This is a genomic window from Streptomyces sp. NEAU-W12 (assembly GCF_026242095.1).
Lineage (GTDB): Bacteria > Actinomycetota > Actinomycetes > Streptomycetales > Streptomycetaceae > Streptomyces.
Genome location: NZ_JAPJDM010000059.1, coordinates 1 through 11,145, shown reverse-complemented (window position 1 = coordinate 11,145; position 11,145 = coordinate 1). Strand labels below are relative to the sequence as shown.

8 protein-coding genes and 4 pseudogenes are annotated in these 11,145 nt (G+C 69.2%); 3 read left to right on the top strand and 9 right to left on the bottom strand.

Annotated features, from left to right (window positions below):
- A pseudogene (locus ORI94_RS34525) lies at positions 1–102 on the top strand (IS5/IS1182 family transposase); the annotation flags it as partial.
- 237 nt (positions 103–339) lie between these two features.
- Here the strand turns inward: ORI94_RS34525 and ORI94_RS35435 are convergent.
- The 6 genes and pseudogenes from ORI94_RS35435 to ORI94_RS34500 all read right to left on the bottom strand — a co-directional run.
- Positions 340–487 (bottom strand): annotated as a pseudogene (locus tag ORI94_RS35435) (transposase); the annotation flags it as partial.
- A gap of 10 nt (positions 488–497) precedes the next feature.
- Positions 498–1,151, bottom strand: coding sequence for a recombinase family protein (locus ORI94_RS34520; protein ID WP_266082975.1), 654 nt, complete (start codon positions 1,149–1,151; stop codon positions 498–500).
- Positions 1,152–1,357: 206 nt separating this feature from the next.
- The gene (locus tag ORI94_RS34515) at positions 1,358–2,785 is read right to left on the bottom strand and encodes an FAD-binding oxidoreductase (protein WP_266082973.1); all 1,428 of its coding nucleotides are present in this window, start codon (positions 2,783–2,785) and stop codon (positions 1,358–1,360) included.
- Positions 2,782–3,732 (bottom strand): alpha/beta fold hydrolase, encoded by a 951-nt coding sequence (locus ORI94_RS34510; RefSeq protein ID WP_266082971.1) that lies wholly within the window; start codon positions 3,730–3,732, stop codon positions 2,782–2,784. The genes ORI94_RS34515 and ORI94_RS34510 overlap by 4 nt, the downstream gene beginning before the upstream one ends.
- 212 nt (positions 3,733–3,944) lie before the next feature.
- Positions 3,945–5,591 carry a LuxR family transcriptional regulator gene (locus tag ORI94_RS34505; protein ID WP_266082969.1) on the bottom strand — a complete coding sequence of 549 codons (1,647 nt, stop codon included), beginning with the start codon at positions 5,589–5,591 and terminating at the stop codon, positions 3,945–3,947.
- A 191-nt stretch (positions 5,592–5,782) separates the two neighbouring features.
- Complete coding sequence (locus ORI94_RS34500) at positions 5,783–6,088, bottom strand: hypothetical protein (protein ID WP_266082967.1); 306 nt, start codon at positions 6,086–6,088, stop codon at positions 5,783–5,785.
- 50 nt (positions 6,089–6,138) lie between these two features.
- On the opposite strand from ORI94_RS34500, the gene tpg reads away from it, so the two are divergent.
- The gene (tpg, locus tag ORI94_RS34495) at positions 6,139–6,612 is read left to right on the top strand and encodes a telomere-protecting terminal protein Tpg (RefSeq protein ID WP_266082965.1); all 474 of its coding nucleotides are present in this window, start codon (positions 6,139–6,141) and stop codon (positions 6,610–6,612) included.
- A 184-nt stretch (positions 6,613–6,796) separates the two neighbouring features.
- Positions 6,797–7,473, top strand: a pseudogene (locus ORI94_RS34490) (IS5 family transposase); the annotation flags it as partial.
- A 470-nt stretch (positions 7,474–7,943) separates the two neighbouring features.
- On the opposite strand, the gene ORI94_RS34485 reads toward ORI94_RS34490, so the two are convergent.
- From ORI94_RS34485 to ORI94_RS34475, 3 genes and pseudogenes are all read right to left on the bottom strand, one after another.
- Entirely contained in the window at positions 7,944–9,422 is a 1,479-nt protein-coding gene (locus tag ORI94_RS34485; RefSeq protein ID WP_266082961.1) for a SulP family inorganic anion transporter, read from the bottom strand.
- A gap of 14 nt (positions 9,423–9,436) precedes the next feature.
- Positions 9,437–10,018, bottom strand: a complete 582-nt coding sequence (locus ORI94_RS34480) for a carbonic anhydrase (protein WP_266082959.1) — start codon at positions 10,016–10,018, stop codon at positions 9,437–9,439.
- A gap of 835 nt (positions 10,019–10,853) precedes the next feature.
- A pseudogene (locus ORI94_RS34475) lies at positions 10,854–11,145 on the bottom strand (DDE-type integrase/transposase/recombinase); the annotation flags it as partial.

Sequence of the window (11,145 nt, the reverse complement as noted above, 5' to 3'; positions counted from 1 at the left end):
AACCGGCTCAAGCGCCACCGGGCCGTCGCCACCCGCTACGACAAACTCGCCGTCCGCTACGAAGCGACCGTGCTGGTCGCAGCCATCAACGAGTGGCTGTGACCAGCACTTTCACAACAGGCCCTAGCCGTCTTGATCTCACCGGTCTGCGACAGGGCAGCCATCGGCAACCCCGGCACCTGCACGTAGCCGTACCACCACGCTGTGGCCAGGCCCGCCAGCACAGCCACCATCATTCCCGCACCGACTATCCGGCGCCGCACCTGCGGACTTGCCCTTCTTGCCATACCGAGACTCTCCCAAGCCCATGTCACTGAACAGCAACGAATCTGTCCGAGACTGGCAGCCGGTGCGGCCCTGGCAGAGCAGCGCGTTGACGATCTCCCGCATCGCGTACCGGCCCTGATGGCCGCTGACCGAGGGATGTGCGGCCTTCCACGCGGCGATTACCGGCTGCACCGGCCAGCGCCCACTGCTCGTCGGACAGGTCGGTCCAGTTAGGGCTTGCGCTCCCTCACGGCGACCAGCCCAGCACGCCCATGGCCCACGTTGAATATGTCGGCGATCTGCTGGACGGTCTTCTCGCGGGCGTCGTAGAGATGCTGGGCCAGTTCGGCCTGGTCCGGAGTGGGTTTGGGGCGGCGCCCGCCGACCCGGCCCCGGGCGCGGGCGAAGGCGAGTCCGTCGTTGGTGTTCGCCACGATCAGCTCGCGCTGCAACTCGGCGAGCACGGACAGCATCCCGAACATCGCCCGCTCCTCCATGGTGGAGGTGTCGGTGCCCTGCTCGATGACGTGCAGACCGATGCCGCGCTCGCGCAGGTCGGCGCCGAGGGTCACCAGGTGCAGGACGGAGCGGGAGAGCCGGTCGAGGCGAGTGACCTGCAACGTGTCGCCCCCGCGCAGCAGCTGGAGGACGAGGTCGAGCTTCGGGCGGGACGCCTTTGCGCCGCTCGACCTGTCGACGTGGATGTTGTCGCGGTCGACGCCGGCCCGCAGCAGAGCGTCAATCTGATGATCGGGGTTCTGGTCGGCGGTCGAGACCCGTGCGTTAGCCGATGAGCATGTGTCGGAATCTATCGGCCGGACCGTTCGCCGACGTTGATTTCCGACGCGACTGTCGACAGCACCCACCTGCGGGTTCGTGATCACCGGGGCGAGTGTCGGCAGACGGTCGTTTGCCGACACTCCAGTCCGCCGGGATTGAGGGGGCCCGAACGTCCGCTCGGGTCCCACGGACAGCTTCCCGGCGGGTGGCGCCTCCCTGCCGCCACATCATGTGGACACCGAAGACGGTGGTCGCCGTCGGGGTGATGCACTCCGGCGGCGTGTTGGAACCGCAGATCAGGACGACACCCTCATCTGCCTGGCCGGATGTTGCGGTTGACTCGGAAGACGTTGTCCGGGTCGTACTCCGCCTTGATCTGACGGAGGCGCTCGTAGTTGCCCCGGTACGCATCGGCGGTTCTGGTGGCGTCGTCCTCGGCCAGCTGGAAGTTGACGTAGTTCCCGCCGGTCGAGAACGGGCGGATCCTCTCCCATCCCTTGCGGACGGCGGTCACGATCCGGTCGCCATCGGCCTGCGGAGGCCACACTCCGGAGAAGCCGCTGATGAACCGGGCTTCCCGGTTGCCGACCGCTCCACCGTCGCCGGTGGACTCGTTCAGCGCACCCGCGAGGTGGAAGATGACAGAGAAGGACAGGGGGGACGCGACCTCCAGCGCGGCGTCCCGGAAGGTGGGGAGGTACGCGCCCGGCAGGCCGGGGAGGAACTCGGCCTTCCAGTACTGGTTCAGCCCCTTGGGCTCCATCGCGTCGACCATCGACTGCTGAGCCACGTACGGCTTCGCACCGATCAGGTGGAAGATCGGCTCTCCAAGGGCACGCAGCGGGGCGAGGTCGGCCTCGGCGTTTGCGCCGCTGTGGCACACGAGCAGCGCGGCGACGGGCTTGAGGTGCCACTCGTCCGGGACGAACGGCGCGGGCGGCGCGAGCCGGATGACCGCCACCACCGTCAGCTCGCGGGGAGCGGCCGCGGTAAGTTCCCGGTACGTCGCGAGCACCTCGTCCGCCCGGTCGGCACTCCAGGCGGCCAGGCCGCCGGTGATGACGGGGCCGACCTCGTGCAGCCGGAAGGTGAAGCGGGTGACGACGCCGAAGTTACCGCCACCGCCCCGGATCGCCCAGAACAGATCCGGGTTCTCCGCCCGGTCGGCGGTCCGTATCCTTCCATCCGCCGTGACGATCTCGACCTCCTCCAGGTTGTCGGCCGCCCAGCCGAACCGGCGCGTCAGGTAGCCGAATCCGCCGCCGAGGGTCAGACCGGCGACTCCCGTCTCGGACACGAACCCGAGCACCGCAGCGAGGCCGTACTGCTGGGTCGCCCGGTCGATGTCCTGCAGCAGGCATCCCGGACCGGCGTGCGCGAGGCGGGCGGCCGGGTCCACGGTCACTTCGCGCATGCGGGACATGTCGAGGGTCAGCCCGCCGTCGGCGAGTGCCGTTCCGGCGACGTTGTGGCCGCCGCCCTTGATGCTCAACAGCAGGCCGTGGTCCGTGGCGAACCGGACGGCCGTGGCCACGTCCTGGGCCGAGGCCGCCTGGACGACCAGCGAAGGCTTCGCCGTGACCATGGCGTTCCAGACCAGGACGGCCTCGTCCCAGCCCTCGTCCCCGGCCGTGAGCAACGGCCCTTCGAGCCGGGTGTCGAACTGCTCGACCTGCGCGGAGGTCAGGCCGACGTGGCCGCCGCCCAACCCGGCGACTTCGAACCCTCGCGTGTTCATGCCGATCCCTTCACTCCCGAATCCCTTCCCGGTGCCGCTCTCCGTGTCTCTCCCGATGCCCCCATCGCAGTGCACAGCGCGTCGATGAAGGCCCCCGGCTGCTCCATGGCGGGATCGTCCCGGCAGTCCTCGATCACGTACAGCGGCCAGCCGTGCCGGGCGCTCGCCGACTCGGCCGTCCGCAGTCGTACCTGGAGGCCATGCCGGCCGTGGATCAAGACGGTGGGGACGTCGATGCAGTCGAGGTCGCCGGACGGGAGCGACGGCATGGCGACCCGCGGCATGAGCTGGCGGAGCGCCGTCTGCACACTCGGTGTGCGGGCCCGGTCCAGGGCGTAGTCGAGCAGCGGCTCCCACTGCTCCCCCGTCTGCTCGCCCACCCGGTCCCAGTCGTAGAAGCACCGGTTGAACAGGCGGTCCCGGCTCTTCGCTGTCGGATGGGCGACGAAGCCCATCATGGGCACCGCGAAGCTCGGAGCCGGCCGGAACAAGCTCAGACCCAGCGTGTCGACGAGGATCAGCTGGGCGAGGCGGCCGCTGTGGTGCGCGGCGTACCGGGCGGCGATGGCTCCGCCGAGGAGGTGGCCGACCAGTACGGGCGGCCTCCCCCGACAGGTCTGCTCGATCAGCTCGTCGAGCCAGGTCACGACCGTGTCGGCGTCGAGTCGGCCCTCCGTGACGGCGGAGGCGCCGTGCCCCGGCAGGTCGGGAACGATCACCCTGTGGGTCCTGGCCAGGTCGGGGACCACCTTGATCCAGATGGCGGCGAACTCCCCCTGCCCGTGCAGCAGCACGATCGGCGGGCCGTCACCGCCTTCCAGGACGGCGGTGGACACCGTCGCCAGCTGCACCTGCCGCTCGGTCAGCGGCATCGCGGAGAGGAGCTGGTCGCGGGTCTGCTGACCGGCGGACGGCTCCGGGCTCGTGGCCCTTTCCTCAGTCCTCATCACGGCCTCCCTTCATCAGGGCCCAGCAGGCCTTCGAGACTGTCGGGCCTACGAGGAAAGAGTCCGCGTCGGACGGTGCTGTCCGCATCGGTCGCAGCAACCAACTCGACCGTCGCACGCCGTGTGGGTATTTCTGTGCAGGCGGCCGAGACCTGTACGGCCTATACGGGACCTGTGCGCCCCGTACGGGACCCATGTGAGACCTATACGCCCTATACGAGATCGTGCTCGTAGGCGTAGGCGGTGGCGGCGGCCCGTGAGGAGATGCCCAGCTTGGTGAACATGTTGCTCACGTGCCGGGCCACCGTCTTGTCGCTGATGACAAGCCGGTCCGCGATCTCCCGGTTCGAAGCACCGGTCGTGACCAAGCGGAGCACCTCGACCTCGCGCGGGGTCAGACCACCGGGACCCGGGTACGGGGCCCTGCCCGCCGGGCGCATGAGCTGCCGCACCTGCTCCAGCGCCGGTACCGCGCCCAGCTGTTCGAACACCCGGCGGGAGGCTTCCAGCTCCATCTCGGTCGTGTCGTGATCGCCGATCCGGCGGCACGCCCGCGCCATCTGCAGCCGCACCTGTGCCGTTTCGTAGGGAGCGTCGATTTCGTGCCAGGCAATCCACGCACGGCGCAGCGCGACGCACGCGGACTCCGGTTCACCGGCGGCAAGGAGCACGGAACCGTGCGCGTACGCGGCCAGCGCCCGCAGGTACGGCGAATCGAAACCGGCGGCGATCTTGTCGAGTTCGTCCACCGCGGCCTGAGCGTTCTCGACGGCTCCGGCGGCGAGCTCGATCTCCACACAGCCGGCCAGCACCCTGGGCCGCTCCTCCGCCCCCTCGGTCTCCCCGACCGTCCGGCGGATCGCGGCGGCAGCGTCATCCAGGCGGCCTTGCGCCAGCCGGAGCAGCGCCAGGCCCGGCTGCGCCGAGTGCCCCAAGGCGTTGGCCTCGCGATAGCAGCTCTCGGCCCGGGAGAACTCGCCGCGCAGCCGGAACAGCTCGGCACGCTGGTACAGCGCCATGCCCAGCACCGGGTCACCGGGCGGTTCGGACAGGTGCTCACACGCCTGCCGCGCCTCGTCCATGGCATCGGCCCACTCGCCGCGCAGCTGCATGATCTCCGAGCGGTGCACCAGGCACTGGCCCCGGTACGGTTTGAGGCCCTGCTGCGTGGCGCACCAACGGCTCAGCGCCGCCGTCCACTCCTGTACGCGACGGAGGTCGAAGATCCCTCGGCAGGCGAGGATCACGGCGCAGTAGACGATCCCGGCGGTGACCGGCGACACCTCTCCCGCGGTCACCGCCACCATCGCCTCATCCAGCATCACCACGCCCTGCGTCGCCCGGCCCTGCGCGACCAGGGCCTGGCCCTGCCCCAGCCTTCCGAACGCCCGCAGATCGGCATCGTCGAAACGGTCGGCGATCTCGGTGATCTCCACGCACGAGTGGCGCGCTGCCTCGGGATCGCCACGGTTCAGGGCCTGCAGCGCCATGGGGATGCGCAGGTAGCCCTGCTCCGCGCAGTCCGGCGCCGCGTCCTCGAGGATGTGCTGCGCTCGTGCCAGCCATCCGCCGCCGCGGGCGTGCTCGCCGTGGAGGACGAGCGTGAGCCCGATCCAGAACGCGCACCGTACGGCTGGCGCCGCGTCCCCTCGTTCCAGGAACGCGTGATGGGCCCGCTCCCAGGTCTCGGTCGCCGCGTCGATGGCTCCGATCAGGTACGCCGCCCGCGCCATCCGGTCAAGATCATCGGCCTCAAGCGGGCCCTGCTGGTCGGCGGCCGACAACTGCTCATACGCGTCCCGCCACGCCAGCCGCTCGTACGCCTCGCGCCCCTGCATACCTGGATCAACGGTCGCCATGAGTGCTCCCGCGAGCGACGACTCCCTGTGGGCAGCCTACGTGGTGACTGCGGATTGCGCCTGGTGACCGCGCTTGCGCCCGAAGCCTCCGGTGAGCCGCCTGAACCCGTACTTGGGGATACAGGGATGTGGCCGAGGTTGGCGCGGGCGGGAGAGTCCAGGGCGATGTTCTCGACGTTGCCCTTGTACTGTCAGCGGGCATGGCGGGGCTCCGTCACGGGCTGGTCGTCGGCGGTCGCCGACGTACGTGGGCGGGGTACGGCGACCGGCAGGCCGAGATCGAGACGCCTGTCCATCTCCAGCCGGAACGTGCCGTAGGGGTTGATGTTCGACCAGAACAAGGCGGTCAGGCCGCGCCGGTCCTCGTCCGGGAGCTTCTTCGCCCAGGCCGGTTCGGCGAGGACCTGCTGAAGCAGCAGAGTATGGCCGCCGCCGTCCGCGAACCACTGGTGCGCGCGGCCCGGACCCGCGCCAAGATCATGGAGGGCTTCGCCCATGCGGAGCGCGCCCTGTTCACCCGGCCGCGCCGAAATCCGCGCGAGCCCAGATGAAATTCCTTCGCAAGCGGGAGAAGGGCTTCACCAAGAGCTTGGCGGAGCGGCTGGGTGTCTCCCGCAAGACGGTGCAGCGCTACCTCTCAGGTGCCTCCAGCAGGCCGAACGAGCGCCTCCAGGAGGCGCTGGTGCAGGAGACTGAGTCGGAGTGGCAACCGCAGGTCAGGGCACAGGCCAGGCAGCGCGCGGCGTCCTCGGGCGGGCTGGTCATCTCTTGCCGGGCGTACTTCGGCCTCGGTCCGGAGGGCACCTCGGACGCGGGCCGCGTACGGGACCTCACGGTCGCCGTCACCCCCTCCCACGCGGCCGCCATCATCGCCGCGCAGGAGGAGGGTGCGACGGAGGGCGATCTGCATGACGCGGTCGCGGAGGCCATCGCGGACGCCTATTTCCGTCAAGGCGGCGGTGGACGTGCGGGCCTGGAGGTGAAATTCGCGGACGTGGAGTGGCTCAACATCCGGTTTTAGCAGCACGGAATTCACGACTGCGATAAACCTGTCTGTCGAGCCGAGGCGCGATGGTTGTCACATAGGCAGGCTTGTTGTCACCTTCGAGGTTTGGCACTGGCGGGGTCGTTCTCTTACTGATCGTTTCAGAATGAGCTTGGCGGAGGGCTTGGCTGTGGGCTGAGTCAACGGCAGACTTCTGCGAGTGTCGGATGATCTTGTACCTGATGACCTGTGGGACCGCGTGGCCCCGTTGCTCCCTCCTCGTCCGCCGCGTCGTCGCCGGTATCCGGGACGGTTGCCGGTGGATGACCGGGCCGCACTGCGCGGCATCGTCTACGTGCTGCGCAAGGGCGTGAGCTGGGCCGATGTGCCCACAGAGCGGATCGGCTGCAGCGGCGTGACGGCCTGGCGGCGGCTGCGGGACTGGACCGAGGCCGGCGTCTGGCCGCGTCTGCACGAGGTCCTGCTGGCCGACTTGCGCAAGGCGGGACTGCTGGAGATGGACGACGCGGCGGTCGACGGCTCACACGTGCGGGCCCTCAAAGGAGGGCTCACACCGGACCTTCGCCGGTCGACCGAGCCCGTCCGGGAAGCAAGCACCACCTGATCACCGACCGAAACGGGACACCCCTTGCGGTGTCCCTGACCGGCGGAAACCGTCATGACGTCACGCAGTTGATGCCTCTGCTGGACGCGATCCCGCACATCCGCGGGACCTGTGGCCGCCCCCGTCACCGGCCCAGGCGCCTGTTCGCCGATCGGGGCTACGACTACGACACGTACCGACGCCTCCTCCGGGCCCGCGGCATCACACCGAAGATCGCCCGCAGAGGCACCGCCCACGGCTCCGGCCTGGGAAAGACCCGCTGGGTGGTGGAGATCGGCACCCCGCTGGACGACACCATGGCCGCCATGCGCGCCGTCGGCCCCCACCTGGCCGCCGTCACCGGCGAGAAGGGCACTGTCATCGGCTTCGTGACCATGGAAGACGTCCTGGAGGAACTGGTCGGCCCCAGCCCCTCGGAGGCACTCTGAACCGTCAGGCGCCCGGCCCGGACAGCCTGCCGGGCGCATGGACGCTGTGGCATCGACGGACCTGACCGGGCGCGCGGCTGCGCAGGGCCGCGCCCGAGCTCTTCGCCGAGAAAGGGCCACCCTGGTGACCATGCCCCTGGATCTTCGTGGTCTGCCCGTTGTCCAGGCACCGGGCGTAGCGGGTCGGCAGGGACATCAACGCTGTGGCCGGCGCGCTGCGTGCGACGGTCGGGTCGGTCCTCGTTCGTGCTGCCGCGACGAGCCGCTCGGCCGGGGGCTCGGGTCGAGCATCCGGCCGGGCGGCAGATCCCTCCTTACGGCGCCGTAGACCTCACCGGTTCCGCGGTCTTGACCTTCACCGGTTCGGTGTCGGGGGCGCTGTGCCGCTGGGCCCAGTTCTCCAGGGCCGTGCGGCAGGCGTGGTCGAAGTGGTGCAGCCCGGACACGTCTACCTCGATCGGCCGGTCCTGCGGCAGGGCCTCCAGGCTGTCGAGTATCTTCGGCAGCCGCAGGAACGTCGCGTTGCCCGACAGGTGTACCTGGATCGGCCCGGCGCCCTTGTCTATGACCTCCGTCTTCAGGTGCGATGCCTCCCAGGCGGTCTTGATCACCGCCAGGGCCAGACCGATGAGTACCCCTTCGAACATGTTCACGGCGACGATCGACACGGCCGTGACCACCAGGATCAGCGCCTCGCCCTTGTGGCCCCGCCACAGCGCGGCGATCTGGCGGAAGGGGATCAGTTTCCAGCCGGCGTGCACCAGGATGCCGGCGAGCGCGGGCAGCGGGATCAGCGCCAGTGCGGAGGGCAGCGCGACGGCGAACAGCAGCAGCCACACGCCGTGCAGTACACGCGACGCCTTGGTCTTCGCGCCCGCCTGGACGTTGGCGGAGCTGCGCACGATCACCGCGGTCATCGGCAGCGCACCGAGCAGACCACACACGGTGTTGCCCGCACCCTGGGCGAGCATCTCCTTGTCGTACTGGGTGCGGGGACCGTCGTGCAGCCGGTCGACCGCGGCCGCGCTGAACAGCGACTCGGCGGAGGCGATCAGTGCGAACGCGATGATCGTGCCCCAGATGGCCGGGCCGGCCATCTGGCTGAGGGCTTCGGTGCCGGGCGGCTGGATGACGCCGAGCAGGCCCTCCACCTCGACCGTGGCGACCGGCAGGCTGAAGGCGAGCGAGGCGAGTATGGCCAGCAGTACCGCGGCGAGGGCGCCGGGTACGGCCTGCGCCTTCTTCGGCATCTTCTTCCACAGCACGATGACGGCGATGGTGCCCACTCCGGTGGCGAGGGAGGTCAGGGCCTCGGTGTTGCCGAGGGCGTCGGCTAATGCCCCCGGCAGGCCCGTGATCTTGCCGATACCGGTGTTCGGGGCCTTCAGGCCCGCCGTCGCGTAGATCTGGCCGGCGATGATGACCAGGCCGATGCCGCAGAGCATGCCCTCGACGACGGAGACGGATATCGCCCGGAACCAGCGGCCCACCCTGAACAAGCCCATAGCGAGCTGGAGCAGACCGGCCATCAGCACGATCACGCCTAGTGCGGCCACGCCGAACTCACTGACCGCCTCGAAGACCAAAACGGTCATGCCCGCGGCGGGCCCGGACACCTGGAGGCTGCTGCCAGGCATGAGCCCGGTGACGAGGCCGCCGACGATGCCGGTGACGAGGCCCAGCTCGGCGGGAACGCCGGAGGCGACGGCCACGCCGACGCACAGCGGCACAGCGACCAGGAAGACGACGATGGAGGCGGCGAAGTCCTGCCGCAGGTAAGGGAACTTCGACATCACGGTCAGCCCCTTCACAGCGCCTCGAACGTCTCGGTCTCCGCGCGGTGTTCGCGCACGGCCCCGGTGTGCACCTCGTAGTACCAGCCATGCAGACGGAGTTGGTCCGCCTGTAGGCGCTTTTCGATGCAGGGGTAGGAACGCAGCCGCAGCAGCTGCGTCAGAATGTGGTTCTGCACGGCTTCGGCGACCGTCGGATCGGTGGGGTCGGAGCACTTGGGCTCGTCGGCGGCGTGAGCGAGCCAGTCGCGCACAGCCGGTACGGCGTCGAGGTCGTCGCCGCGTACCACGGCGCCGATGGCACCGCAGTGGGAGTGGCCGCAGACCACGATGTCCAGGACGCCGAGGACTTCGACGGCGTATTCGATGGTGGCCGCCTCGCTGGTGGGGCGTTCCGCGGCGTATGGCGGAACGATGTTGCCCGCGGTGCGCAGCTCGAACAGCTGGCCGGGGCGGGCGCCGGTGATCAGGGCCGGGACAACCCGGGAGTCGGCGCAGGTGATGAACAGGACCTCCGGCGACTGGCCTTCGGCGAGGCCGGCGAACTCCTCAGGGCGCTGTCCGAAGGTGCGGGCGTTGTCGATGAGGGGTTGCATGGTGTGGTGACTCCTCCTGGCGCGCCGTGGGGGCGCGTCGGGCTACAGGACAGGTGGGGGACTGCTCTGCTCAAGCGGAACACTTGAAGTGCCGCCGGGGAGTGGGCTGAGGATCTCGATGAGCGGTGGTGTGCGGTACGGGTGTTGCCCCGGTTCATCCGGCTGCCTCGATGCGCCCTCGCTCAGGTGTGAGCAGTCGGGTCTGGAGGCTGCCGTAGGGCGGTACCGATCGCAGGTGCGCAGGGAGCCGGTCGGCCCCCTGCGGTGGCTGGCCCGACAGGTGACGCTGTCGTCGCGCAGCACCTTCCCGGAGAGCCTGAATCCGGGCTGACCCTTGGCCAGGGCGTGACGTGCTGCGTGCGCGGCTGCAAAGGATGCGGAGGTGCGAAGAGAAGGGATCGAGCAGAGTGGTGGCGAGGACCGACAACACAGTCCCGGCCCCCATATCTCGGAACATGGGCCTCCCTCCGGGCGGTTCGCATCCTCTAGAGCATCCCAATGCTCAGTCAACGATTGACCAAGAAACACAATAACCCTGCAAAATAATTTGCAGGGCCAACTTTGCGTTTCGGCACTGAAGAGAGTCTCAAAGCAGGTCATGGGTGACGTGAACTGGCCCTCGATGCGCTGAAGCTCGTCGCTTGCGGCCTGGTCACGAGCTCGACGAGCCCATGGGTGTCCCAGGTGCGCCGCGAGCGGGAGACTGCCCAAACACACCCTGCACCTGCGGGCCTGCAGCAAGCCGATGGTCACCATTGCCACCCTGTGCAACGGCCTTCTCAGCACGGCCAAGAAAGTCGGCAGTGGTGGTGTGATGTGTACTGCCCGGACTCAAGCGGTCGGAATGGAAGATCGCGTTGCCTGCCGTGTGTCCGCCCGCGTGAGCCATCCGGATGGCGTCCGAGACCAGCTCCGTGCGCATATGGCCGGCCATCGACCAGCCCACGACCTTCACGGGTGCACAGGTCGATGACGGTCGCGAGATACAGCCATCCCTCAGCCGTGGGCAGGCAGGTGATGTCGCCGACGAGCTTCAGCCCGGGCATCGGAGCGGTGAAGTCACGGCCGACGAGGTCGGGCGCCGGCGACGCGGTCCGGTCCGCCTTTGTCAAAGATCTCGCTCTGCG